The sequence below is a fragment of the Tessaracoccus aquimaris genome, from assembly GCF_001997345.1.
Lineage (GTDB): Bacteria > Actinomycetota > Actinomycetes > Propionibacteriales > Propionibacteriaceae > Arachnia > Arachnia aquimaris.
In genome coordinates this window covers 2,332,039-2,355,538 of the sequence record NZ_CP019606.1, presented here as the reverse complement: position 1 = coordinate 2,355,538, position 23,500 = coordinate 2,332,039, and the positions used below count along the sequence as shown (strand labels likewise).

The 23,500-nt window shown below is 67.6% G+C and carries 25 protein-coding genes and 1 pseudogene; 14 read left to right on the top strand and 12 right to left on the bottom strand.

The genetic code is table 11. The features are described 5' to 3' along the window. Positions 1-37 precede the first annotated feature (37 nt). Positions 38-1,504: a DHA2 family efflux MFS transporter permease subunit gene (locus tag BW730_RS11080; RefSeq protein WP_226996736.1), complete on the top strand. Its 1,467-nt coding sequence runs from the start codon at positions 38-40 to the stop codon at positions 1,502-1,504. Here BW730_RS11080 and BW730_RS11075 read toward each other — a convergent pair. Next, positions 1,501-2,898 (bottom strand): MBL fold metallo-hydrolase RNA specificity domain-containing protein, encoded by a 1,398-nt coding sequence (locus BW730_RS11075; protein ID WP_077686287.1) that lies wholly within the window; start codon positions 2,896-2,898, stop codon positions 1,501-1,503. The two genes, BW730_RS11080 and BW730_RS11075, sit on opposite strands and share 4 nt — an antisense overlap. A gap of 152 nt (positions 2,899-3,050) precedes the next feature. Between BW730_RS11075 and BW730_RS11070 the strand changes: the two genes are divergently transcribed. After that, positions 3,051-3,893, top strand: a complete 843-nt coding sequence (locus BW730_RS11070; RefSeq protein ID WP_077686286.1) for a Bax inhibitor-1/YccA family protein — start codon at positions 3,051-3,053, stop codon at positions 3,891-3,893. Here BW730_RS11070 and BW730_RS11065 read toward each other — a convergent pair. Further along, positions 3,883-4,491, bottom strand: coding sequence for an NUDIX hydrolase (locus BW730_RS11065; protein ID WP_226997221.1), 609 nt, complete (start codon positions 4,489-4,491; stop codon positions 3,883-3,885). The two genes, BW730_RS11070 and BW730_RS11065, sit on opposite strands and share 11 nt — an antisense overlap. Positions 4,492-4,713: 222 nt before the next feature. On the opposite strand from BW730_RS11065, the gene ypfJ reads away from it, so the two are divergent. Beyond that, positions 4,714-5,607, top strand: a complete 894-nt coding sequence (gene ypfJ / locus BW730_RS11060; protein ID WP_077686285.1) for a KPN_02809 family neutral zinc metallopeptidase — start codon at positions 4,714-4,716, stop codon at positions 5,605-5,607. Here ypfJ and BW730_RS11055 read toward each other — a convergent pair. Both BW730_RS11055 and BW730_RS11050 read right to left on the bottom strand, forming a co-directional pair. Next, positions 5,604-6,071, bottom strand: a complete 468-nt coding sequence (locus BW730_RS11055; protein WP_077686284.1) for an aminoacyl-tRNA deacylase — start codon at positions 6,069-6,071, stop codon at positions 5,604-5,606. The two genes, ypfJ and BW730_RS11055, sit on opposite strands and share 4 nt — an antisense overlap. Before the next feature lie 183 nt (positions 6,072-6,254). Beyond that, a complete protein-coding gene (locus BW730_RS11050; RefSeq protein WP_145952821.1) occupies positions 6,255-7,235 on the bottom strand; it encodes a hypothetical protein in 981 nt (326 codons plus the stop codon). Positions 7,236-7,510: 275 nt separating this feature from the next. Between BW730_RS11050 and BW730_RS11045 the strand changes: the two genes are divergently transcribed. Genes BW730_RS11045 through BW730_RS11035 form a run of 3 tightly spaced genes read left to right on the top strand, consistent with a single transcriptional unit; the run spans position 7,511 to position 9,487 of the window. Next, positions 7,511-8,071 carry an HdeD family acid-resistance protein gene (locus tag BW730_RS11045; RefSeq protein WP_077686282.1) on the top strand — a complete coding sequence of 187 codons (561 nt, stop codon included), beginning with the start codon at positions 7,511-7,513 and terminating at the stop codon, positions 8,069-8,071. Positions 8,072-8,119: 48 nt separating this feature from the next. Then, on the top strand, positions 8,120-8,344 hold the full coding sequence (locus BW730_RS11040) for an acylphosphatase (RefSeq protein WP_077686281.1): 225 nt from the start codon (positions 8,120-8,122) through the stop codon (positions 8,342-8,344). A 15-nt stretch (positions 8,345-8,359) separates the two neighbouring features. After that, positions 8,360-9,487: a cytochrome P450 gene (locus BW730_RS11035; protein ID WP_077686280.1), complete on the top strand. Its 1,128-nt coding sequence runs from the start codon at positions 8,360-8,362 to the stop codon at positions 9,485-9,487. Positions 9,488-9,522: 35 nt separating this feature from the next. Here the strand turns inward: BW730_RS11035 and BW730_RS11030 are convergent, their stop codons facing one another. Beyond that, complete coding sequence (locus tag BW730_RS11030; RefSeq protein ID WP_158522615.1) at positions 9,523-10,527, bottom strand: LacI family DNA-binding transcriptional regulator; 1,005 nt, start codon at positions 10,525-10,527, stop codon at positions 9,523-9,525. A 241-nt stretch (positions 10,528-10,768) separates the two neighbouring features. Here BW730_RS11030 and BW730_RS11025 point away from each other — a divergent pair, with 241 nt between their 5' ends. The 4 genes from BW730_RS11025 to BW730_RS11010 are packed head-to-tail and all read left to right on the top strand — an operon-like array spanning position 10,769 to position 14,989. Further along, positions 10,769-11,806, top strand: a complete 1,038-nt coding sequence (locus BW730_RS11025; RefSeq protein WP_077686278.1) for a nucleoside hydrolase — start codon at positions 10,769-10,771, stop codon at positions 11,804-11,806. A 39-nt stretch (positions 11,807-11,845) separates the two neighbouring features. Further along, on the top strand, positions 11,846-13,117 hold the full coding sequence (locus BW730_RS11020) for an extracellular solute-binding protein (protein WP_077686277.1): 1,272 nt from the start codon (positions 11,846-11,848) through the stop codon (positions 13,115-13,117). A 49-nt stretch (positions 13,118-13,166) separates the two neighbouring features. Next, positions 13,167-14,105, top strand: a complete 939-nt coding sequence (locus tag BW730_RS11015) for a carbohydrate ABC transporter permease (protein WP_077686276.1) — start codon at positions 13,167-13,169, stop codon at positions 14,103-14,105. Further along, complete coding sequence (locus BW730_RS11010) at positions 14,102-14,989, top strand: carbohydrate ABC transporter permease (protein ID WP_226996734.1); 888 nt, start codon at positions 14,102-14,104, stop codon at positions 14,987-14,989. Before BW730_RS11015 ends, BW730_RS11010 begins: the two co-directional genes overlap by 4 nt. Before the next feature lie 47 nt (positions 14,990-15,036). Here the strand turns inward: BW730_RS11010 and BW730_RS11005 are convergent, their stop codons facing one another. The 4 genes and pseudogenes from BW730_RS11005 to BW730_RS10990 form a co-directional block, all read right to left on the bottom strand. Further along, positions 15,037-15,864 carry a phosphotransferase gene (locus BW730_RS11005; protein WP_077686275.1) on the bottom strand — a complete coding sequence of 276 codons (828 nt, stop codon included), beginning with the start codon at positions 15,862-15,864 and terminating at the stop codon, positions 15,037-15,039. Positions 15,865-15,937: 73 nt separating this feature from the next. Further along, the gene (gene msrA / locus BW730_RS11000) at positions 15,938-16,603 is read right to left on the bottom strand and encodes a peptide-methionine (S)-S-oxide reductase MsrA (protein ID WP_158522613.1); all 666 of its coding nucleotides are present in this window, start codon (positions 16,601-16,603) and stop codon (positions 15,938-15,940) included. A 28-nt stretch (positions 16,604-16,631) separates the two neighbouring features. Beyond that, positions 16,632-16,865, bottom strand: coding sequence for a hypothetical protein (locus BW730_RS10995; protein WP_077686274.1), 234 nt, complete (start codon positions 16,863-16,865; stop codon positions 16,632-16,634). A 4-nt stretch (positions 16,866-16,869) separates the two neighbouring features. After that, positions 16,870-17,558 (bottom strand): annotated as a pseudogene (locus BW730_RS10990) (uracil-DNA glycosylase). Positions 17,559-18,049: 491 nt separating this feature from the next. On the opposite strand from BW730_RS10990, the gene BW730_RS10985 reads away from it, so the two are divergent. Both BW730_RS10985 and BW730_RS10980 read left to right on the top strand, forming a co-directional pair. Then, entirely contained in the window at positions 18,050-18,847 is a 798-nt protein-coding gene (locus BW730_RS10985; protein WP_077686273.1) for a hypothetical protein, read from the top strand. Further along, positions 18,848-19,297, top strand: a complete 450-nt coding sequence (locus tag BW730_RS10980) for a DUF2089 domain-containing protein (protein ID WP_077686272.1) — start codon at positions 18,848-18,850, stop codon at positions 19,295-19,297. It begins immediately after the preceding gene. A gap of 83 nt (positions 19,298-19,380) precedes the next feature. On the opposite strand, the gene greA is transcribed toward BW730_RS10980, so the two are convergent. Continuing rightward, complete coding sequence (gene greA, locus BW730_RS10975) at positions 19,381-19,884, bottom strand: transcription elongation factor GreA (protein WP_077686271.1); 504 nt, start codon at positions 19,882-19,884, stop codon at positions 19,381-19,383. A 12-nt stretch (positions 19,885-19,896) separates the two neighbouring features. Next, on the bottom strand, positions 19,897-20,301 hold the full coding sequence (locus BW730_RS10970; RefSeq protein WP_158522611.1) for a DUF4307 domain-containing protein: 405 nt from the start codon (positions 20,299-20,301) through the stop codon (positions 19,897-19,899). A gap of 64 nt (positions 20,302-20,365) precedes the next feature. Between BW730_RS10970 and mca the strand changes: the two genes are divergently transcribed. Further along, positions 20,366-21,262, top strand: a complete 897-nt coding sequence (gene mca, locus BW730_RS10965) for a mycothiol conjugate amidase Mca (RefSeq protein WP_077686269.1) — start codon at positions 20,366-20,368, stop codon at positions 21,260-21,262. 16 nt (positions 21,263-21,278) lie between these two features. On the opposite strand, the gene BW730_RS10960 is transcribed toward mca, so the two are convergent. Continuing rightward, positions 21,279-21,884 (bottom strand): rhomboid family intramembrane serine protease, encoded by a 606-nt coding sequence (locus tag BW730_RS10960; RefSeq protein ID WP_077686268.1) that lies wholly within the window; start codon positions 21,882-21,884, stop codon positions 21,279-21,281. Positions 21,885-21,955: 71 nt separating this feature from the next. On the opposite strand from BW730_RS10960, the gene BW730_RS19345 reads away from it, so the two are divergent. Continuing rightward, positions 21,956-23,191, top strand: a complete 1,236-nt coding sequence (locus BW730_RS19345) for a thioredoxin domain-containing protein (RefSeq protein ID WP_226996732.1) — start codon at positions 21,956-21,958, stop codon at positions 23,189-23,191. Positions 23,192-23,500: the final 309 nt, after the last annotated feature.

Below are 23,500 nucleotides of genomic sequence, written 5' to 3'. Positions count from 1 at the left end.
CGGGGCGCTCCGTCGGGGGCGCAGATGCGGAGTGCACGTGGACGACTCGCGTTCCCCTTGGCCGGGTTTCCTGTCGATGATCATCGGCTTCTTCATGATCCTGGTCGACTCAACCATCGTCACGATCGCGATGCCCCACATCATGCGGTCCTTCGACACCGGCATCAACAACGTCATCTGGGTGACCTCGGCCTACCTGCTGGCCTACGCGGTCCCGCTGCTGATCACCGGCCGACTGGGCGACCGGTTCGGCCCCAAGCCGATCTTCCTGCTCGGCCTGTTCATCTTCACGGCGTCATCGCTGTGGTGCGGCCTCGCGGGCAGCATCGGGATGCTGATCCTCGCGCGCGTCGTGCAGGGCCTCGGCGCGGCGCTGATGGCGCCGCAGACGATGGCCGTGATCATGCGGACCTTCCCCGTCGAACGCAGAGGCGCGCCGATGGGCCTGTGGGGAAGCGTCGCGGGCATCGCGATGCTCGTCGGCCCGCTGCTCGGCGGCTTCCTCGTCGACGCCGCAGGGTGGGAATGGATCTTCTTCATCAACGTTCCCGTCGGGATCGCCGCGATGGTGCTGGTCGCCGTCAACGTCCCACGACTGGAGACGCATTCGCACTCCTTCGACCTGGTGGGCGTCGCGCTCAGCGCCGTCGGGCTGTTCCTGATCGTCTTCGGCATCCAGGAGGGCGAGACGTACGCGTGGGGCAACATGCCGGTGATCGTGTTCGGGGCGACGTTGCAGGTGCCGATCTTCGGCATGATCGCCGTCGGGGTCGTCGCGATGGGCGTGTTCATCTGGTGGCAGCGTGTCACCAGGAGCGAGCCGCTCGTGCCGCTGCAACTGTTCGCGGACCGCAACTACGTGCTCTCCAACACCGCGATCTCCGTGATGGGGCTCGTGGCGGCCGCGTCGAACATCCCCCTGTTCCTGTACGTGCAGTCTGCGCGCGGCTTCACCCCGAGCCAGTCCGCGGTCCTGATGATCCCGATGGCCGTCGCGTCCGGCCTGCTGTCGCCCTTCATCGGCCGCTTCCTGCAGGACCGCGATCCGCGGCCCTGGATCGCGGGAGGGCTCGTCGGGCTCGCCGCGGCGATGGCCTGGTACGGCCTGTGGCTCGATCCGAGCCGGAGCCCCTGGTGGCTGCTGCTGCCCAGCCTCCTGGTCGGCGTAAGCAGTTCGTTCATCTGGGGGCCGCTCGCGCTGGTCGCGACGAGGAACCTCCCGCGCGACCTCGCGGGCGCCGGGTCCGGCGTCTACAACACGACTCGCCAGATCGGCTCGGTCCTCGGGTCGGCGGCCATCGCCGCCGTCATGTCTGCGCGGCTGACCGCCGAACTAGGCCCGGGAGCTGCGGCTCAGGGGGAGGGCTCGTCCGGAGCGGCGATGCCCCCGCAGGTGGTGGAGGGCTTCTCGGCCGCCATGGGGCAGTCGATGTTCCTTCCCGCAGGGCTGCTGCTGCTCGCCGTCGTGTCCGTTGCGTTCATGCGGCCCCCGGGGCGGGCCTAAGTTTCGTCGTCGAAGACGGTGGGCGCGGCGAGGCTGACCACCTCGCCGAAGCGCGGCACCACCGCGGCGCAGCCGATGGTCTCCTCGATGTCGTGGGCGAAGGACGCGGCGACCTTCGGCTCTCCGTGGACCACGAAGACCACCTCCGGCTTCGGGACGAGTTCACCGAGCCAGTCGAGCAGGTCGGAGCGGTCGCCGTGCACGGAGAACTCCCGGTCGCGCACGATCTGGGCCTTCACGGGCACGTAGCGCCCGTTGATCTTGACGTTGCGGGCGCCGTCCTCGAGCGCCCGGCCGCGGGTGCCTTCCGCCTGGTAGCCGGTCAGGATGACGGTGTTGCGCGGGTCGGGCAGCAGCCGCTCCAGGTGATACAGCACGCGCCCGCCCTCCAACATGCCTGACGACGAGATGATGATCATCGGGTCCCTCCGACGGTTCAGCTTCCTGGAGTCGCGGGCCTCGCGGGTCTCGATCAGGTTCAGGTCGGTGAAGTCGGCCACCGTGATGTCGTGGTCCAGTTCGTCGGGCTCGTCGCGGTAGACGTCGAGCGCAGCCAGGGACATGGGTCCGTCGACGACGACCGGCACGTCGGGGATCCTGTCCTCACGGCGCATCCGCACGAGGGCGTGCAGCACCGTCTCCGTGCGGTCGATCGCGAACGCGGGGATGACGACCTGCCCACCGCGCGCGATGGTCTGCCTGATCGCCTCCGCGAGGTCGGCGTGTGCCTCCTCCGGTTCTGGATGCTCGCGGTCGCCGTAGGTTGACTCGCACAAGACGATGTCCGCGCCGGGTGGCGTCGCCCTGTCGCGGAGGATCGGGTGGTCGTGGCGGCCGAGGTCGCCGGAGAACAGCACACTGCGTGGGCCCACCTCCACGTGGATGCACGCCGAACCGAGGATGTGCGCCGTGCGCACCCAACGCGCCCATGCGACGCCCTCGACGTCGATGTTGGTCTCCCATTCGACGGCCCGGAACAGCGGGAGCGTCGCCTCCACGTCGGAGGTGTCGTACAGGGGCTCGGGCTGTTCGTGCTTCGACCAGCCGCCGCGCGACGCGTCCTCGGCGGCCTGCTCCTGCAACTTGCCCGAGTCGCGCAACACGATCTCCGCGAGCCTGATCGAGGCGCCGGTCGCGTAGATCGGGCCGCGGAAGCCGTGCTTGACGAGGGCGGGCAGATACGAGGAATGGTCGGCGTGCGCGTGCGTGAGGAGGATCGCATCGATCGTCGCCGGGTCGATCGGGAACTCCTCGCGGTTCTTCAACCGCCACTTCTTCTCGCCCTGGAACATGCCCGAGTCGACCAGGATCTGCTTGCCATCGACGCTCAGCAGGTACTTCGAGCCGGTGACCGTTCCGACGGCACCGAGGAACGTGAGGGTGGGATCAGTCATGTTCGATCCTCGCACGTGGCGGTGACAGTGCGCGGGGCTTCCCGGGAACCGACAGCCCAGCGCCGAACCGGGAACAGAAGCGGTCGTTGCGTCGCGCGCTACCATGGAAGTCGACAAGCCTCCTTCGTGAGACTGAAGAAAGAGCATCTGAGATGGCAAATCCGATTATTGGTAGCCCGGACGCCTTCACGCGTCACAGCACCCCGCAGCAGACCTACCCGCAGGGGTACGGCCAGCAGCAGGGCCCCGGCTACGACCCCTACCAGCAGCAGTTCCCCGAGCAGCAGCAGAACTACAACCCGTACCAGCAGCCGGTGTCCACCGGCGCGGTGATGACGCTTGACGACGTGCTCGCCAAGACGGCCATCACCCTCGGGACGGTCGCCCTGTTCGCCGTCGCGGCGTTCATCCTCCTGCCCTGGAACCTCGTCACCCCGGCGCTGATCGGGTCCGGCATCGTCGGCCTCGTCACCGTCTTCCTCGTCGCGGGCCGCGCCAAGCTGCCGGTCGGCGGCGTGCTGTTCTATGCAGCCGTCGAGGGCGTCTTCATCGGCGCGTTCTCGAAGTTCTTCAACGAACTGTGGCCAGGCATCGTCGTGACGGCCGTGCTCGCCACGTTCGTCACCGCTGGCGTCACCCTCGCGGCGTACAAGTTCTTCAACATCCGCGTCACCGCCAAGTTCCGCAAGGTCGTGACCATCGCCACCATCGCCCTGGCGGGCGTGCTGCTGGTCAACTTCGTCCTCGCCCTGCTGGGCGTAGACACCGGCCTTCGCGGTGCGGGTGCAGGCGCGGGCATGCTCGCGATCGGCGTCTCCGCCGTCGCCGTCGTGCTCGCCGTGCTGAACCTCGTGATGGACTTCGACTCCGTCGAGCGCGGCATCGCCGCCCAGGCTCCCGCGCAGGAGTCCTGGCGCGCGGCCTTCGGCATCACCATCACCATGGTGTGGCTCTACACCGAGATCCTGCGCATCCTGAGCTACTTCAGGAACTAGCCGCCCACAGCCTGCGGGCGTACTGCGCGAGCAGCGTCCGCGAGCTGTTGGTCCAATGCAACGAGCGCCACGCGCGCAGAGGCACCCAGTCGGCCCCTTGAGTCGATCCACCGATGTCGTGGACGACGGGGTCGCTGGGTGTTTCGCATCTCGCGGCGTATACGACGCGCAGGGCGTGGAAGTCCTCGAGTTGGCCCGACATGGACCGGCCGATCCAGTGCTCCGACTCCAGCGTCAGCACACGTTCGATGACGATGTCCTGGCCTGTCTCCTCGAACACCTCGCGCAGCACCGCGTCGGAGGGCGACTCATGCTCATCGACCCCGCCGCCCGGCAGAGTCCAGGTGCCGGGAGCCAGCGTCGTCGTGGAGTTGACGGTGCCGAGGATGCCGCGACTGGACAGCACCAGGGCATAGGCGCCGATTCGCTGGTGTCGCCGCGGCTGCTCATTGGGGCGCGAAACGTAGACGGTGTGCCGCTCCGGTGGGCGCTGATCCGCCGCGGTGACCTCCCGGACAAGCCAGGTGAAGACGATCTCGCGCTCCTCGTCCATCGTCGCCGCGAGCGGCCGGACGGGCACGTAGCCGCGGTCGAACATGGTCACGCGGGGATGCTGGCCGTGCGAGATGGGAAATCCGGCTACTGGTGCCCCCAGGGGATGGGTGACACCGACGACGCGCATTGGCCAAGCTTAGACGCACGCCACTACCCGCGGGTGACAAGCGCCTCGTCGCGGGTCCTCCCCAGGTTGCCCTCGACGCACTAGCATTGTGAAGTCACAGTGGACCCCGGGCACACCGGGCAGGACGACGGGGAAGCCATGGAGTACCGACCGGAAGCCGACATCAGTGGCGGCAACGTGCGCTACGGCGGAGGCGGCGGTGGCGGTGGCCGCGGCGGCCGGATCGCCGTCGGCGGTGGCCTCGGAGGCCTGATCGTCCTGCTGATCGCGCTGTTCTTCGGGGGCAATATCGGCGACGTCCTCGGAGGGCAGGCTGAGCCGCAGACCCAGGACACCACGGTCGGCAGCAACAACCCCAACTGCAAGACCGGCGCCGACGTCGAGCGGGACCGGGACTGCCGCTGGACCGCGTACATGGCAGCCCTCAACAACTACTGGTCAAGCGCCTTCACCGAGGGCTTCCGGCCGCCGGCGAGCATGCAATTGTTCAGCGGCCAGATCGCAACCGCGTGCGGCACCGGCTCCTCCGAGATGGGTCCCTTCTACTGCCCCGGCGACGAGACGATCTTCGTCGACGACTCCTTCGTCGGTCAGTTGCTGCAGCAGTTGGGCACCGAGCAGAGCGACCCCGCCGAGCTCTACATCGTGGGCCACGAATACGGGCACCACATCTCCAACCTGACGGGGCAGATGAGCGCCGCGCGGCAGGCGGGCAACGACACGGGCCCCAAGTCGGCTGCGGTGCGCCTCGAACTGCAGGCCGACTGCTACGCGGGGGTCTTCTTCGCCAACACGATCAAGGACCCGAACTCGCCGATCAAGGCCATCACTCAGGACGACCTCGACCGGATCGTCGTCGCGGCGCGCGCGGTGGGCGACGACCACATCCAGAAGCAGTCGACCGGCCGGGTCGTCCCAGAGAGCTGGACGCACGGGTCGTCGCAGATGCGCCAGTACTGGGTCGCGAAGGGCTTCCAGAGCGGCAACCCGAACACGTGTGACACCTTCGCCACCGACGACCTGGGCGGTTAAGCCTCCGCGTCTGTGACGTCGGCTACCTGCGCCCCGAGATGGGCAAGCAGGTCGTCGCCGCCGAGCGTCGCCGCGACCCCGTGCCCGCCGGCCCCGATCGACACGCTCCGTCCCGAGATCCGCTCGTCCGCGACAACAGGCAGCGGAGTGAGGGTCCCGAACGGCGTGATGGTGCCGCGGGCGAACCCGGTGACGCGCAACGCCTCGTCAGCGTCGGGCATCGAGAGCCGGTTGACGCCGAGCAGCGCCCTCAGCTTGGGCCACGAGATCGCACGGTCGCCCGGCACCAGCACGAGAAGGTGATCGTCCTCGCCGCGGCGCACCACCATGGTCTTGACGATGTCGCGCGGCTCGACGCCGCGGGCGGCTGCCGCCTCCTGAAGCGAGCCGACGCGTCCGTGCCTGGTGACGGTGTGCGCGAGGCCTGAGGCCGTCAGCGCCTCAAGGGCGGGATTGGTGTCCATGGCCACAAGACTAGGTCGCACTTGGGCGCGGGTCGACGGGTGCGCGGTGGCGGTGGTTGGGAGGGGGCTTGAGCATGTTTGGTGTCTCGTTTGTGATCTGAACGTTCAAACGTGCCCCGAGAGGCAACGAGCAACCAAACATGCTCAAGGCGAGACCCGAGCCCCGGGTCGTCGGTGGGCGGGTCAGCCGACCAGGTCGGTCATGTCGCGTCCGTCCATGTCCGCGTAGTGCACCGAGCCGCCGCAGTCGACCTTCGCGACCGGGGCCGAGCGCTTCAGGGACATGTCCACCGTCACGGTGCACGCCTCGTCGGGGGTCTTCTGGAACTTCGAGATCGCCTTCGCCAGGCCGGCAGGCTGAATCAGAGCAGGATTGAACGGTGCGACGCTCGGGTTCTCGGTGCGGCGGGTCTCGAAGACGGGCATCTCGGCGGGCCGGGTGCGGTTGAGGACGACGCCCTTGTCGGCGTCGGGCAGGTCGGCCGAGTAGCCGAGCGTCGGGCTCAGCGTCACGGAGTAGACCTCGGTGGCGTCCCCGACGACCTCGCCGACGCCCGCCGTCAGGTCGGCGACGCTGGTGAGGCCGAGGCTGGCGACCGCGGTGCCGTCCTTGTTGAAGAACACCGTCTTCGACTCGGGGCGCGACGTGACCGTCATGACGACCTGTCCCTCCCGGTACTCGACGATCTGCAGCACCAGTTCGCCGCGCACGCCGCGCAGGTCTGCGATGTCGAACATCCGGCCGAGCGAGTCAATGGGGTACTGCGACGGGTCGAAGGTCTTCTGGTCCAGGTACTGGATGTCGGAGTCGACCTTGGTGATCTCGCCGTTCTCCCACCGGTAACTGGCGACGCCCTTGTCCGGCTGCAGCGCGGTGAGCGTGGCCTGCTTCGTCGTCAGGTCGACCTTCAGCACCGGGAGACCACCCGAGACCTCGTGCAGCCTGGCGACGATGTCGCCCGCGTCGCCGGCGGTGAGGCTGTCGGCGATCGGGTAGGAGATGGGGAACTGGTTGTCGGGGACAGGAGTGGAGGTGGGGACGATCGTGAGCGTCGGCGTCGGGCTCGGTGCGACCTGCGGGGAGGTGCTGGTCGCGGGAAGGTTGGGGGTGCACGCGGACGCGATGAGCAGGCATGACACTGCTGCGACGGCCCGGATCCTCATGGGCCACAAGTCTAGGCGGAATGCCGCCCACCCCCGCATCGGTCCTTGGTCGTTGCCGGGTCGACCTACGGGCACCAGCGCGGTTGTGGTGGACGCCGTCAACGTGGCTATCCTGTTGCGGTTGCGGGGCGCTGTGTCGGGGCGCCCCGCACTACCTTCTCTAGCCTCGGTAGGCCCGCGCAGGGCCGCGTAGCGCCAGGCCTGTGTCTCCCCTTCCGAACGCGGTGCGACTAGGGGGTATAGCGTGGAGACGCTGGACGACTGCAGGAGGAATCATGATCAACTTCGCGAAGAGCGTGTGGCCCTGGATCCTGATCCAGGGCATCCTCGCCGTCATCTTCGGCATCATCGCGCTCGCCTGGCCTGGCGCCACCTTGCTCACGCTGGCAGTCTTCTTCGGCATCTGGATGATCGTCGACGGTGTGGGGTTGCTGATCCAGGCGGTCACGGATACCTCTGGCGACCTGGCCGATCGGGTCCTGGTCGGCCTGTTCGGCGTCCTCGGTGTCGTGCTCGGCGGCGTCGTCGCCTGGAACCCGTTCACCGGGGTCGAGGCGATCGCGCTGCTTGTCGCGGTGTGGTTCATCGTCGCGGGCATCCGTGAGATCGTCTTCGCCGCCCGGGTCCGCAAGGTCATCACGGGGGAGTGGCTGCTCATCTTGAGCGGCATCCTTGCTGTCGTCTTCGGCATCCTGTGCCTGGTGATGCCCGCACTGGCGCTAGGCGCCGTCGTCTACCTGATCGGGATCGGCGCGCTGCTGTTCGGGATCTTCATGGTCGTGTCGGCCATCCGGATCCGCACGGTCGCCACCACCGTCACGCCGCCTCAGCCCTAGCCGCTGACAGCCCACCGGGCGGCGCGGTAGGTTCGGGGCGTGGACAACATGACCGTCCTGGTGTTCGGCCAGGTGCAGGGCGTCGGGTTCCGCTGGGCGACCGGCAGGCAACTCGACGCGCTCGCTCTGGTGGGCGACGCGGAGAACCTTCACGACGGATCTGTGCGGGTGACGGCGTCGGGCGATCGCGCCGCGCTGCAGGAACTGCTCGACTGGCTCGAGGGCCCTATGACGCCCGGCCGGGTGCGCGCGGTTCGCGTCATCGAGGACTGACGGCTGAGGAGAACGATGACGAACTGGCCCGATGAGGTGGACCCGACAGGTCACGACCTGCGGTTGCTGACCGACGAATTGCGCGCCGGGCACCGCGTCGTGCGGAACGCGCGCGGCGAGTGGGTGCTGCTGGGGTACGCCGAGGTAGAGGCGACGGCAACGGACGCGGAGCGCTTCTCCAGCGCGGTGTCGGCCCACCTGCAGGTTCCCAACGGGCTTGATGGAGAGGAACACGCGGAGGCGCGCCGCGTCCTCGACCGGTATCTGACGGCGGAGGCCGTCGCGCCCTTCGAGACGCGGTTTCGAGAGATCGCGCGCGACCTGGTCGCCTCGCTTCCTACCGAGACGGATGCGGTGCGGGACCTCGGCGCGGTGTTCGCCGTCAGGGCCCAGTCGGCCTGGCTGGGCTGGCCAGCGTCGCTGGAGCCGCGGCTACTGGACTGGATGCAGGCTAATCACGCCGCGACCCGCTCGGGCGAGAGGGCACGGATGGCACAGGTCGCCGACGACTTTGACGACCTGATCCGTGGCGTCCTCGAGCCTCGCCGCCTCAACCCCACCGACGATCTGACCAGCCGACTGATGGCCGACGGCTGGAAGGAACGGCCGTTCACGGATGAGGAACTGGTCTCGATCCTGCGGAACTGGACGGGCGGCGACCTCGGATCGATCGCACTGTGCGTCGGGGTGCTCGCGGCCCACCTGTCGCTCGATCCCGCGCTGCAGGCCCGGCTGCGTTCAGGCGTCAGCGACGCGGAACTGGACGCGGTGATCGACGAGATCCTCCGCCTCGACGACCCCTTCGTGACGAACAGGCGCAAGGCGACCTGCCCGGTCACGGTCGCGGGAGTGGAGATCGGGGAGGGCGAGGTCGTCAAGCTCAACTGGACCTCCGCCAACCGCGACGAGTCGGTGTTCGGCGTCGACATCTTTGACCCAGTAGGTCACGCCGCGCGGAACCTGGTCTACGGCACCGGCCCGCACGTCTGCCCCGGCAGGGCGTTGGCGACGATGGAACTGCGGATCGCCGTCCAGGAGTTGTTGGCGGCGACGTCCGCGGTGTTCCCAGGTGAGCGCGACCCCGAGCGCGAGGTCCACCCGGTCGGCGGCTACCGCCGCGTGCCGATCGCGCTGGCCCGCTAGCCGCTACCTGGCCGCGCCCCCGTGGCGCGGGAGCATCAGGGCATCGCTCGGCTCGGCGCGGCGGTTGAGTCCCGGACCCGCAGTTGTGTGGTCGTGTGGAGACGGAGTGCCGGGTGAGGCTCCGCAATGTGTCCAAGGAGCAGTCGGCAGGCCATCTCGCCCATCTGCTCGAAGTCGATCCAGACGCTGCTCAGGGCGGGGGTGTAGAAGGCGTCTTCGGGTGAGTCATCGATGCCGATCACCGAGTAGTCACGCGGGCACAGCAGGCCCTGTGAGTGCAGCCTGCTCATCAGCCCGAGCGCCAGAAGGTCGTTTCCGGCGAAGACCGCAGTGAACTCCGACGGGTCCAGAGCATCGGCGGCCGCGTATCCGGCCCGTGCGGTCCACGCATCGCAATAGATTGGCTCGGCGGCATCCAGCCCGTGACGTGCCATGGTGTCGCGGAAGCCGCGCACCCTCTCAGAGGCCTCATTAGTGATCGACGGGCCCGCGAGATGCAGGATCCGGCGGTGTCCGAGGGCAACCAGGTGCTCGACAGCCAGGCAGGCTGCCGCATGAGAGTCAGCCTGGACGGAACTCAGTTGAGATGCGACCTGGTCAGACAGGGCGACCAGGGGGACGGCCTTTCCGATGGTCTCGACGACGGTGTTGAGGCCGCTGTATGGAGTGCCGACGATGATGCCGTCCACCCGCAGGGAGAGGAACGTCTCCAAGGCATGACGGACGTCCTCGGCCTTGTCGGGGGCGTGGGGGTCCAAGTCGAGTTGGGTCGTGAGGAGCGCCTGTCCCGCGGCACGAGCGGCTCGGCTGAGGCCGGTGAGGATCGACCCGGAGCCGTGGTTGATCGGGCCGACGTTGAGGTACCCGATGCTGTCAGTCCGCGAAAGTCGCAAGCTGCGCGGGAGCTTGTTTTGTCGGTAACCCAACTCCTCGACGGCCTCACTGATCCGCTGCCGTGCATCCTCCGAGACGTACCCGTTGTTGAAGAAGCGGGAGACCGTCTGGGCCGACACCTCGGCCATCCGACCTACATCGGCCATGCTCGCCTGGCGGGGACGCCGTCGTACGCCGCCATCAGCCATGGTTCTCCTCCGGGCTCCACGATCGTTTCCGGCAACTCTACCGAGCCGCTCGGGATGAATTGATATACGTATTTGACGAAACATGCTTGCGGTGACGCTCTGTTATGCATAACATAACTCCATGGTTCCGACGATGGGACCGCAGAGAGCGGACTCAGGCAGGCAAAGCTGCCGGCCTGGGGCACAGCAAGGAGACGACATGACGAGAGTTCCCACGAGTCCCCAGGACCACGGGATCGCGCCCGCCAAGACCTGGAAGCTGGGCGAAACGCCCTGGCGGTCAGATGAGCCGTTTGCCCCGCACGCGCGGGTGCTCATCGACAACGACTTCTCCGGTGATCCGGACGATCTCTTCCAGATCGTGCACCACCTGCTGTCGCCGAGCCTGGAGATTCGCGGCATCGTCTGCTCGCATCTGCGAGACGGGGACCCCTGGGATCCGAGCGATGACACGGCCGAGAGCGCCTTGAGCGTCGCGCGTGACGTGCTCGCACGGATGGGCCTCGCGTCGCCCGAGATCCTGGTCAAGGGGGCTTCGCGGGCGCTTGAGTCGCTCGATCAGGCGCAACCCTCCGCGGCGGCCGAGGCAATCATCGCGGAGGCCATGCGTGATGACACCGACCTTCCGCTGTTCTACGTGGCGGGCGGCGGCCTCACAGACCTCGCGTCGGCCTACCTGCTCGAACCGCGAATCGCTTCCCGGTTGACCTTGGTGTGGATCGGTGGGAATGAACACGATGGGCTCGCCCTGCCACCGGTGGGTGCCATGCCCATCGAGTACAACCTGTTGATCGACGTGACCGCAGGGCAGGTGATTTTCGGTGCGGAGGATCTCGAGATCTGGCAGGTGCCCCGCGACGTCTATCGTCAATGCCTCGTGTCCGAGGCGGAGTTGCGGCACCGCGTCGCCCGCACCGGGCCGCTCGGACAGTACCTGTACGACGAGATCAGGCTGGTGATGTCCTCGGCGCATCACCGTGCCGAACCGATGCCGGAGGCGTACGCGTTGGGCGACTCCCCGCTCGTCCTCCTGACGGCACTCCGCAGTCCGTTCGAGTCGGACACCACATCCAGCCGGTATGTGTTCAAGGACACCCCGGAACTGACCGCTGACGGAACCTATCGAGCCATCAACGGAAGCCGACCCATGCGGGTCTACACCCAAGTCGACCTGCGACTCATGTTCGAGGACTTCTACGTGAAGCTCGATGAGTTCTCCCTCTGGCAGTCGTCCTAACTATCAACCCCAACGAAGCTCAACCTGGAAGGAACAGAGATGTTCGGATACAAGAAGGTGCTGGCCGTCGCGTCAGCCGCCGCGATGGCCCTCGGCCTTGCCGCGTGTGGCGGAAGCGGTGACGGTGCCGATGGAGCCGGTGACGGCAAGAGCCTCACGATCTGGCAACTGACGCTCGACGGGGACCAGGCGACCGCCTGGGACGCCCTCGTCAAGGGGTTCGAGGCCGAGAACCCTGGCGTCAAGGTGACCACCGAGAACCGTGCGGTCGACCCCCACAAGGATGCGCTGCGCCAAGCCGCGGGCACGGACTCCGTGCCAGACATCTACCGCTACTGGGGCGGGCCAGGGCTCGGTGGCGAACTCATCAAGGCCAACATGAGCCTCGACATCACCAAGTACTACGACGAGTACAAGTGGGCGGACTCTCTGACGAGCGTTGCCGTCGCTCGCTCCGAGCTGTACGGCGGCCATAACGGCGTCGCCTTCCAGGAGTCCAGCGAAGCGATCTACTACAACAAGGCGCTGTTCGAGAAGGCCGGAATCACCGAGTTGCCGACCACCTACGAGGAGTTGCTCGCGGCGGCGGAGAAGCTCAAGGCCGCAGGCATCACGCCGATGGAGATGGGCGGCACGGTGAACTGGCATGTCATGCGTCTCCTCGACGCGTTGATCGAGACCGAGTGTGGTGCCGAGATCGCTGACAAGCTGAACCAGGGGGACGGTAACTGGGGCACGGAGCCCTGCGTCACGGACGCCTTCGTGGAGCTCAAGAAGTGGGGCGACGACTACCTGAACCAGGGCTACATGGCCATCAGCCAGGACGACTCATCTCAGCTCTTCTTCACGGGCCAGGCGGCGATGGCCCTTGAGGGCGATTGGTTCGGGCCGCAGGCGGTCAACGGCGGCATGTCTGCCGATGACTTCGGCATCTTCGCCTTCCCCACGGGGACGGGGAGGATCTATGGATTCGGAGAGTTGCTCTACGTCACGCAGGCCTCGAAGAACCCGGACCTGGCGGCGAAGTTCCTCGACTACATGATCTCTGAGGACGGGCAGGCGAAGCTCGGTTCCGCGTTCTCCGTCATCTCCGCGAACAAGAACGTGGCTCCTCCGGCTGACGCCGTCCTTGCGAACGAGTGGTCCGAACTGGTTAGCCAGGCAACGGGCTCGTACCTGAACAACGATCAGAACTTCAGCACCGCCGAGACCGGCGAGTACTGGCGTGTCCAGAACTCCGTACTCACGGGGTCCATCAGCCCGGAGGACGCGGGCAAGACCTTCCAGCAGTGGCGCGACGCCAACGGCTGATCCACTCGCACCTGGGCGGGGGATTCCCCGCCCAGGAAGGAGACTCACGATGGCAACAGAAACCCAGTCGCCCCCGTCGGGCACCCCGCAGACCGCTCAGCGTGCGCGAAAGCCCCGACGCTTGGTCACGGCACTGCCGTACCTCGCCCCTGCCCTCCTCCTCTACCTCTACTTCCTCGTCTACCCGATGCTCGACTCGGTGAGGCTGTCGTTCTTCAAGTGGTCGGGATTCAGGACGGATGTGCCCGAGTTCGTGGGCCTTGCCAACTACGTCCGCATGTTCACAGCGGACCCGGTCTTCTGGACGGCAGCCCGCAACACGATCTTCTGGGTGATCCTCACCTTGGCGGTTCCGATGGTGCTTGGGCTGCTCCTCGCGCTCGGTCTGAACCGTCAGATGGCGGGGCGCAACCTGATGCGGTCGATCTTCTACATCCCCTCCGTGTTCGCCTCGATCACCGTCGCAGCCATGTGGCGCTGGATCTACAACCCGACCCTCGGCCTCGTCAATCAGGCGCTCGAGCAGGTTGGGCTGGGAAGCTGGGCGCAGACCTGGTTGGGAGACCCGAAGATCGCGATCTACTCGGTCTTCGTCGCGTCCATCTGGCAAGCGGTCGGGTTTCCCCTCGTGTTGTTCCTGGCCGGGCTGCAGTCGGTCCCTCAGGAACTCGTCGAGGCGGCCAAGATCGACGGCGCCAATGCCCTCCAGGTGTTCCGCAACGTGACGCTGCCGGCTCTGAAGCCCACCACGGTCGTCGTGGTCATTCTGACGATCATCAACTCGCTGAAGGTCTTCGACCTGATCGTGGGCATGACCGGTGGTGGACCCGCGCAGTCGACCCAGGTGCTCGCGCTGTGGTCGTACACCCAGTCGTTCGCCAACCATCAGTTCGGGGCGGGCGGCGCGGTTGCCACAGTGCTTCTCGTCATCTCGTTGGCACTGGTCGTGCCCTACATGCTCTGGTCGCTGAAGGGACAGGACAAGTGACTGCATCCGCGATTTCTGAAGGTCTCACGCTGGAAAAGGGCGGGGCGCGGCGTCGTCGACGAGTCGACTTCCCAGGGCTCGCGCTGTGGATCTCCCTTGTCGTCACATCCCTGTTGTGGGCGCTCCCGTTCCTCATCATGTTCCTCACCTCCGTCAAATCGAATGCGGACATCAACCAGAACCCGGCATGGGCACTTCCTCAGCAGTGGGACTGGTCGAACTACGTCCGGGCATTCGAGATCGGCAAGCTTGGCATCACAGGGCTCAACAGCATGCTCATCGCCGTCATCAAGGTGCCAATGGGCCTGCTGCTGTCGGCCGCCTGCGCCTTCGCCCTGGCGCGGCTGCGATTCAGGCGGAGCAAGGCGCTCCTCGGTTTCATTGCGATCGGCTCCATGGTTCCCGTGCAGATCGGGCTCGGGCCGCTGTTCAACACCATGCTGACCCTGGACCTGCTCGACTCGAAGATGGGCCTGATCCTCCCGTACCTTGCGTTCGGTATCCCGTACCAGATCTTCGTTCTGTACGGGTTCTTCCGTGCCATTCCCGACGAACTGGAGGAGTCGGCCCGAATGGACGGCGCCTCGACGTTCCGCATCTTCTGGCAGGTGATCCTCCCGTTGGCGAAACCCGCACTGGCCGCCCTGTTCATTCTGGACTTCGTGGCCACCTGGAACGAGTACGCCATGGCAACCACGTTGCTCCGCAGCCAAGGAAACTGGACCGTTCCCTTGGCGGTGCAGAGCTTCTCAACCCAGTGGGGAACCGAGTACGGGCCGTTGAACGCGTTCATCATCATGTCGGCGATCCCGGTGTTGATCGTCTACCTGATGTTCCAGCGCTACTTCGTCAGCGGCGCCCTGGCTGGGGCGGTCAAGGGCTGACCCGGTGTGGTGAGGGGCGCGCGTCTCTCACCACACTGCTCACGCGGCTACGCGTCGTCGGCCGTCGAGGACCGTGCCCAGGCGAGCGACGGCTCGGCCCAGGCCGGGGTCTCTTCCGACTCGACGGCCAGGATCAGCGCCACCAGGTGTGAGGTGGCCTCGTCCAGTCGCTCCGCCTCCCCGGGAAGGTCTACACCGCGACGCTGGGCCAGTTCGCGGTACTCGGAGTCGAACGCCTCGGACGCCTCGGGGGTCAGTAGGGCGGAGACGTTGCGCAGGTCGCTCGCCCTCAGCCCCATCCCGGTGAGGTTGTAGTCGAACATCAACGCGGAGGAGCCGTCCCAGAACACGGCCAGGTTGGTCGCGGCGAAGTCGTTGTAAGTGAGCGTCGAGGGAAGCGAGCCCATCGTGTCGCGCCAGGCGGGCAGTTGCCTGGTCGCCCACTCGGTGAAGGGCAGGAGGTCGGGCCAGCGCCGCGCCACTGCGGCGAGCGCGTCGGGGTCGATCAGGTCGAACTCGCTGTAGTCGATCGCCTTGGCCGGGACGGTGTCGCCCGCGGCGTGCAGCGCGTCGTACCAGTGGGCGATCAACCGCGCGACGCGAGGATCGGACAGGTCGGCCTCGGTGCCCTGCCGGTAGCCGGCCGAGACCAGGTCCTCCAGGATCAGCCAGTCGGGGCCGGAGCCGAGCACGGGAAGCGTCGGGACCCCAAGTTCACCCAGCAGCGCATAGGTGTCGACCTCGCGGCGGTGCGGAGTGTCGGCGAAGCGCTTGACGACGACGGGCAGGTCGCCGACCTCGCCCCGGATCACCAGGACGCCGTCATCGTCGGAGACGACGTCGCCCCACTCGACATCACTCAGCAGCGTGGACATGGCCCCACCCTATTGCGATGCGGCGCGGAGGCACATGCATGGCTGGTCGGGTCGGAGGTGCGTTGCGTTGAAATCAGGCGTCGGGTCCGCACTTCACGCCGGTGGCGTGGTTGGGGCAGTAGCCGCCAGGGTTCTTGTGCAGGTACTGCTGGTGCTCCCGGTCGGCGTAGTAGAACGGCCGATCCTGCGAGATCTCCGTCGTGATCGTGCCGAACCCCTGGTCGGCGAGGCGCTGCTGGAACGAGGCGAGGCTGCGCTCGGCCGCCTCCCGCTGGGTGTCGTCGACGGGGAACAGCGCCGAGCGGTACTGCGTCCCGTTGTCGTTGCCCTGCCTGTTCAACTGGGTGGGGTCGTGGTTCTCCCAGAACAGTTCAAGGAGGTCGTCGTAGCTGACGCGCTTCGGGTCGAACACGACCTGGACGGTCTCGGTGTGACCCGTCTTGCCCGTGCATGACTCCGCATAGGTCGGGTTGGGGGTGAAGCCACCCGCGAAGCCGACGGCGGTGTTGAGGACGCCCGGGGTCTGCCAGAACATCCGCTCCTCGCCCCAGTAGCAGCCGAGCGCGAAGTAGGCGACCTCGGCACCCTCGGGCACCTCGTCGAGTGGGAGGCCCAGGACCTCGTGGACGGGGATCGGATCGAGGATGGGGGTCGGACGGCCTGGAAGCGCGTCCTCAGGGGCGACCATCTTGGGGGTGGAGAGCTTTCCGTTTAGCCATGCGAGCACGTCGATGTCCATGCCTCCACGCTACCCGCGGCGGCAAGGCTCAGGACTGTCCCGCCATGATCGCCTGGTAGATGCCGGTGGCGATGAAGTAGACCCCGACGCCGAGGCCGACCAGCCACAGTGTCTTGCGCGCCTTCGTCGGCCCGTCCGCGACAGGCTGGGGCGCGTCCGACGCGGCCTTCTGGGCGTCGACCGACTGGGGATTCGCGGCGTCGTCGCCAGCGGGCGCGGCCGCGTCGTGGGGTTCCTGCGGAGACTTCGGGCGGTACGGCATGCGCCTAGTCTGCCACCCGCTCTGGGATGGCCCAGTCGATGGGTGCTGCTCCCTGCTGTTCGAGCAGCGCGTTGGTGCGGCTGAACGGGCGCGACCCGAAGAACCCGTTGCGTGCCGACAGCGGCGACGGGTGTGCGCTTGCGATGATCGGGACGTCGCCGAGCATCGGGGTCGCCGTCTGCGCGTCGCGGCCCCACAGGATCGCCACGAGTGGGCCACCGCGGGCGGCGAGCGCCTCGACGGCGCGGGCGGTGACCTGCTCCCAGCCCTTGCCGCGGTGCGACGCGGGGGTGCCTGGTCGCACGGTGAGGACGCGGTTGAGGAGGAGGACGCCCTGATCGAACCAATGGGTGAGGTCGCCATGCTGCGCGGGCGGGATCCCGACGTCGGCCTGCAGTTCCTGGTAGATGTTGCGCAGCGAGCCGGGTAGTGGTCGCACCTCGGGGGCGACGGAGAACGACAGCCCGACGGCATGCCCGGGGTGGGATAGGGATCCTGGCCGATGACCAGGACGCGCACATCGGCCAGCGGAAGCGTGAAGGCGCGCAGCACGTTCTCGCCGGCCGGCAGGTAGGAGCGCCCGGCGGCCATCTCCTCGCGCAGGAACTCTCCCATCGCACTCACCTGGGGCTCGACGGGGGCGAGCGCCTCGGCCCAGTCGGGTGCGACGAGTTGGCTCAGTGGCTGCGGCATGGGCTCAGCCTTCCATATCGGTGGCGTCGACGGCGGATAGTCGGTGCGGAGCTCGTGCCTGGGGCCCCGTGAGCGGAGCGGGGGCCAAGACCTGGGTTCGCGTGCGGGGTCTGTGGTCGGGGTGGGTTGGCGGGCGTTGGAGGTTTCGACGCGCCCGATCGCTCCGCTCCCGGGCGGCTCAACCAACGGCTCCGGGCGGGCTCTGTCGGCTGGGCTGGCTCGATCGGCGGTGCTGGTTGAGCAGACCCTGTGCGGAGCGTGCGGCTTGGGTTCGGGTGCGGGGTCTGTGGTCGGGCTGGGTTGTCGGGCGTCGGAGGTTTCGACGCGCTCGATCGCTCCGCTCCCGGGCGGCTCAACCAGCGGCTCTGGGCGACTGCGTCGCCGGGCTGGCGCACTCCGCGCGACTGCGTCACCGGGGGTGGCGCCATCGGCCGAAATACGAATATCTCAATCTGGCTTTAGATTCTCGAAAGTCGGGTTACCATTTACTCATGAGCAATGTTGACCTCGGGCCGATCCTCGACGATCTGGCCGCTGGGCGCATCGACGCCCAGGAAGCAAGCAGGCGGATCGACGCGGCCAAGCGTGCCGCCGACGCCCCGCAGGCCCCCAAGGAGCCACCGGCCGACACGACCCGCAAGGGCGGCCCGAAGTCCGGAGGGCTCTCCCGCATCTCCGTCACCTCCGTCGGGCGCCGCGTCCGCATCGAGGGCGACCAGAGCGTCTCGACCCTCACCATCGACGGCCCCCACGTGCTGCGCCGCGTCGGCACCGTGATGGAGGTCAACTCCACCGGCGAGATCGGCCCCAACTTCGGCGGCTTCTCCCTGATCCGGCCTCCCCGCAGTTGGGACGACATCCGCGACATCGGCCTCGGCAAGGAACTGGTCATCCGGGTCAACCCGAACCTGATCGTCGACGCAGAGGTCACCACCGGCGGCCTGCGCACCGTCGGCGTCCCGCGGCTCGGGCGGATCCGCGTCACGGCGGGCGGCTCGACCCTCGAGGACGTCGAGGAGGTGGAGGACCTGCTCAGCCAGGCAGGCGGCATCAGCGTCGAAGGCCCGATCAGCGTGGGTCGATCCAGGCTGAAGGTCGAGTCGGGCACGCTGACGGTGACCCTGTCCAAGGGCGCAAACGTGACGATCCGCGGCGAGGCCAAGCTGGGCAGGATCAGCTGGCCTGACGGTGGAGACAAGGTCGACGAGTACGTCGTCGGCAACGGCTCGGCCCGGCTCGATGTCGCGGTCGTGATGGGGATGGCAACGATCAAGTCGGAGGGCGAGTAAATGGCCAAGCATCTGTACCACGCGCCGTCGGAGTGCCCCGTCTGCGGGGACACCCTCATCACCACGCGCAAGGGCTGCCTGCACTGCGGCACCGAGATTGCGGGCGAGTTCGCAAGTTGCGAGTTCTGCAACCTCAACCAGGCCGACCTGGACCTCTTGAAGGTCTTCCTCTCCTCGCGAGGGAACCTGCGCGAGGTCGAGAAGCACCTCCAAGTGTCCTACCCGACGGCGCGCGCCCGGCTCGACGCGGTGCTCGGCAAGCTCGGGCTCGACGGCGACCCTGCGTCCCCGTCGTCGCCCTCGCAGGCGGCCAGGTCCTCAGAGGTGGACGACGAGCCCACCGAATACGGCGAAGAGGTGCCGAGCGCCGGCTCTGCCGAGGATCAGATCCTTGAGCGCGTCGCACGCGGCGAGATCAGCCCGGAGGACGCGGCGCGCCTGCTCGGCTGACGCGACAACCCTCTGACGACACCCACCACGACGATGGCCGCCACCTGCATGAGGTGGCGGCCATCGTCGATGTCAGAGGGGGTCTAGAGAACCTCGACCTTGGTGACCACGACCATCAGTTCCTTGCCGCTGGGCGCCGTGTAGCGCACTTCCTGGCCGATCTTCGCGCCGAGAACGGCGGCGCCGAGCGGCGACTGTGGCGAGTAGACGGCGTGTTCGACGGACTCGTCGGTGGCGAGCACCTCGCGGGAGCCGAGCAGGAACGTGTCGGTGTCGTCCTCGTCGCCGTCATAGGCGACCGTGACGAGCTTGCCCGGCGTGACCTCGTCGTGGGCACCTTCCGGCTCGCCAACCTCGGCGCGGCGGAGGAGGTCCTCCAACTGTCGGATCCGGCCCTCCATCTGTCCCTGTTCCTCGCGGGCGGCATGGTAGCCGCCGTTCTCGGACAGGTCGCCCTCTTCGCGGGCAGAGGCGATCCGGGCGCTCACTTCAGGGCGACCCACGGTCTTCAGCTCTTCGAGTTCGGCCTCGAGCTTGTCGTAGGCCTCCTGCGTGAGCCACACAACGTCGGCAGAAGTTTCAGACATCCAGCAAGCGTATCAGTCGACCAAAGTGCACGCCGGGTCCTCCATGGTGACCGTCGTGGCCTCCTTGGTGGTCTTGAGGCCGACCTCGACGGTGGTGAGCTTCTCGGTTCCTGGGCCGACGGTGAACGTCCGCTCGGCGACCCGCTCGTAGCTCTGTGCCTGCGCGAAGAGGCTGCACTCCACCTGGACGCTCGGGTCGCTTCGCTGCACGACGACCTCCGCGACCGCCTCCGAGGGGCTCATCACGGTAAAGCCACGCACCATGGCGGCGACCGGCGGGTTGGCACGGTCGAGCCCGTCGACCAGCACCAGCGCGACCGCCCCGACCACAGCGACGGACGCGCCGATGCCGAGCACGTAGTCGATGGGGGAGCGCTTCGGGTAGCGGGCCTTGATGCGGGCGTCGTCGTCGGTCACGCGTCCCATTGTGCCCTGAGACGAACGGGAGGCGCCCATCAGGGACTGCGGCACAATACCGACCATGCCCGGATTGCCGCCCACCCAGTTGCGGTTGTTGCACGTCCACGCCCACCCCGACGACGAGTCGAGCAAGGGCGCGGCGACGACCGCGAAGTACGTCGACGAGGGTGTCGAGGTCTTGGTTGCGACGTGTACTGGCGGCGAGCGCGGCTCGGTGCTGAATCCCAAACTCGCCGACGACCCACAGGTGCTGGCCAACATCTCGGAGATCCGCGCGAGGGAGATGGAGAGGGCCCGCGAACTGCTGGGCTTTCGTCAGGTGTGGCTCGGGTTCGTCGACTCGGGGCTACCGGAGGGCGATCCGTTGCCGCCGCTGCCCGACGACGCGTTCGGGCTGGTCGACCCGGTGGTCGCGGCGGGGGCGCTCGTGAAGGTGATCCGGGAGTTCCGCCCACACGTCGTGACGACCTACGACGAGCAGGGCGGCTACCCGCATCCCGACCACGTGATGTGCCACCGGATCACGCTCGAGGCGTTCAAGGCGGCGGCCGACCCGGACCTGTGGCCAGAGCACGGGCCAGCCTGGCAGCCGGCCAAGTTGTACTACCACATGAGCTTCCACAGCAGGCGCGCCGAGCAACTCGAGCTGGTCATGCACGAGCAGGGCCTCGACTGCCAGTTCGCGCACCTCGACCAGGACCCGTTCTCCTACGGCAGGCTCACGACCTTCATCGAGTGCGCGAAGTACTTCCCGATCCGCGACGAGGCCCTCCGGGCGCACGCCACGCAGATCGACCCGGACGGGCCGTGGTTCGCGGTGCCGCTGGCGATCCAGCAGGCGGGCTGGCCGACGGAGGACTACCAGTTGGTGGTCTCGAAGGTGCCGACGATGATCCCGGAGGACGACCTGTTCTCGGGGCTGCGTCCGCAGCCGCTGGTGCCCGAGTTCATGATCTAGCGGACGCCAAGGTGGGTCAGTAGGCCATCTGCTGGGGCTTGCGGTTGCGCTCGCGGCTGTGCAGCAGCCAGGCGGCGATGATGCCGCCGAGGGCGCCGCCCAGATGGGCCTGCCAACTGACGCCAGCCGCCGTCGGGAAGACGCCGAGCAGCACCGAGCCGTAGACCGCCAAGACGACCACGGCGATCACGATCTGGCCGATCCTGCGGGAGAAGATCCCGCGCACCAGAAGGTAGGTGAGGTAGCCGAAGATGACGCCCGAGACCCCGGCTGTGAAGGTGCCGATCGGACCGAGGAGCCACGCGGTGAGGCCGGAGATGATCGTCGAGATCACGGTGGTGACGACCCACTTGATGGGGCCCGAAAGGTAGGTGACCACGCCAAGCACCAGGAAGGGGACCGAGTTCGCGATCAGGTGCCCCCACCCGAAGTGCAGCAGGGGAGCCCACAGGATGTTGGGCAGGTCGCTGATCTTCCGCGGCTCGATGCCGTAGTTGTCGAGCGCGTTCGCGGTAACGGTGTCGAGCCCCTCGAGGACCCACATCAGAGCCAGCAGGCCGCCGACGACGATGAACGCCTGGACGAGGCGCGACTGCTTCTTGGGGGTCCCGGTCTCACTCATACTTCAAGTGTGCCTCACGCCCCGAGCGGCTCGGGGAAATCGCGACGCAACTGGCCCACTAGGCTGACTCCATGGTCAACCGCCTCTCAGAATCGTCCAGCGATTACCTGCGCCAGCACGCCCACCAGGGAGTCGACTGGTGGGAATGGTCCCCCGAGGCCAGGGCGGAGGCCGTCGCCCGTGACGTCCCCATCCTGCTCAGCATCGGGTACGCGTCGTGCCACTGGTGCCACGTGATGAGCCACGAGTCCTTCGACAACCCCGAGGTGGCCGCCTACATCAACGAGCACTTCGTGCCGATCAAGGTCGACAGGCAGCAGTTGCCCGACGTCGACGCGGTGTTCATGACGGCGACGCAGGCCATGAACAACGGCAACGGCGGCTGGCCCATGACCGCGTTCCTGACCCCAGAGGCCAAGCCGTTCTTCACCGGCACCTACTTCCCGCCCGAGCCGCAGCCAGGGATGCCGTCGTTCATGCAGGTGCTCGGCGCGATGGCCGACGGCTGGCACTCGCGTCGCGACAAGTTGCGCGGGTCGGCCGACTACATCGTGGCGACGCTGGCCGCCCAGGACGACGCCGCCTCCGAGGCCGCGCCCGACCTGAGGAACGCCGTCGACGAGGTGGAGAAGCAGTTCGACCTGATCCACGGCGGGTTCGGCACCGCGCCGAAGTTCCCCGCCCCCACCCTGCTCGACGCGCTGCTCGTCAAGGGCGACCCGAAGTCGCTCGAGATCGCCCAGCGGACCCTCGAGTCGATGGCCCGCGGCGGCATCTACGACCAGGTCGGCGGGGGCTTCCACCGCTACGCCGTCGACCCTGGATGGGTCGTGCCGCACTTCGAGAAGATGCTCTACGACAACGCGCTGCTGCTCGGCACCTACGTGCGCGGCTGGCGGCGCACCGCCGACCACGACGAGGGCCTGCGCGCGCTGTACGAGCGCACCGCCTACGGCATCGTCGAGTGGCTGGAGCGCGAGATGGTCTCCGAGGAGGGCGCGTTCATCTCCGGCCTCGACGCCGACTCGTGCGACATCCGCGGCGCGGTCCACGAGGGGATCTTCTACCTGTGGAACCCCGAACTGCTCGACGACGCGCTCGGGCCGAACTGGGCGACTGGGCTGCTGAGGTGTTCCACGTCACCCGCGGCGGCACCTTCGAGGACGGACTGTCGACGCTGCAACTGCGCGGCCGACCGGACTTCGCCAAGCTGGAGGAGGTCGCGGGCCTGCTGCTGCAGGAGCGCACCAACCGGTTCCGGCCCGCCTCCGACAACCTCGTCGTCGCCGCCTGGAACGGCTGGATGATCTCGTCGCTGGTGACCGGGGCGCTGATCTTCAACGAGCCGGGCTGGCTCGAGTTGGCGCAGCGCGCCGCCGAGCACCTGGTGTCGGTGCACCTTGTCGACGGGACGCTTCGTCGCTCGTCCCGTGACGGTCAGGTCGACCCGGCCGAGGGAGGCGCCGACGACTACGGCGCCGTCATCGAGGCGTTCACTGCGCTGGCTGCTGCCACGGGTGACGCGGCATGGCTGGAGCGGGCCGCAGAGCTGGCCGATCGGGCCGTCGAGGCGTTCGCCCACCCGGACGGCGGCTTCTACGACGCGGTCGACACGG